Here is a 1125-nt window from a genome sequence, read left to right on the forward strand (position 1 = left end):
GTTGACGGCGACGAGGTTGACGGCGACGAGGTTGACGGCGACGAGGTTGACGGCGGCTTTGTGGACATGTAGCCGGCCTCCGTCTCGACCTTGCGGGCAACACGCCGATACCTGCCAGCAGCCTTCTCGTAGGCTCACACGTTCAGGCCGAGACCCGCTTGGACGGAACGGCCGTCATCGCCTCCAGCCTGAGGAGGTCCGGCGGTGATGCGACTCCGCCAGTTTGCCACGTGTATCGGTCGAGTCCGTACCGACTGGGACGCTCGGCTCGAATGATGCCCATAGTGGCATAGATCATATAGAGGTCTACTACGATATGTCGCACTTGAATGACTAAATGCGATGAAATTCGGGTGCGTCGAACGTACCCGGCCCTCGCCCGCGTGCCTGACCCGCGGTGATCGCATACGCATGCGGCGCGGGAACCCGCGGCGCTGGAAGTCGCGAACCCACGGCCGGAACCCCTGCTCCGTTGGAAGCCGTTGGAAGCCTGGAGCGGCCGCGGGAACCTGGGACCCATGCAGCCGGGTTCGACGGCCATCCGTCGAACCGCTCAGGGGATCGCCGGCCCAGGTTCCCCGGGTCGCCAGAGGTCCGCGGGAGGCCTAAGTCCCAGGGCCGCTGAAGTGGTTGCCGTAAGAGCGCCGCTCAAGACGCCCAGGAAGGGTGCGTACCCCACGAGTGGAACGGGGGGTGGGACACGCACCCCTGGTGCGCCTTGTGATGATGAGTACTGCCCGGTGGTAGTACACGGTGGTACGGGATCCGCAGACCCGCACACCATGTTTGCGCCGCTACCGCCGGCCGGTGTCCTCATCTTCATCGGCGTAGTCGTACTCGTAGGAATCATCCGAGTACGGATCGTCCGCGGTATCATCTCGCGCACTACCCGCACCTAGATCGGCCTTTAGCCGATCCAGATCCATATTCGGCGAGTTGTACTTGAGCTCGCGGGCGACTTTCGTCTGCTTGGCCTTCGCTCGGCCGCGCCCCATGGCTCGACCCCCTCGAACATGACGACGGGGACCCGCCCCGGTGCTCTCATTGTCTCGTGCCTCCCGAGACTACAGGGATCGCGGGCTCCCCGGCACGCCAACCCCACAGTTGTCCGGTTGAGAAGCGATC

General features: G+C 64.4%; 1 protein-coding gene. It reads right to left on the minus strand.

What is annotated here, in order from left to right:
- Positions 1 to 794: 794 nt before the first annotated feature.
- Complete coding sequence (locus DD1DGNOD_RS01340; protein WP_131764741.1) at positions 795 to 995, minus strand: DUF3073 domain-containing protein; 201 nt, start codon at positions 993 to 995, stop codon at positions 795 to 797.
- Between the last annotated feature and the right edge of the window lie 130 nt (positions 996 to 1125).

Source organism: Candidatus Protofrankia californiensis (genome assembly GCF_900634765.1).
Classification (GTDB): domain Bacteria; phylum Actinomycetota; class Actinomycetes; order Frankiales; family Frankiaceae; genus Protofrankia; species Protofrankia californiensis.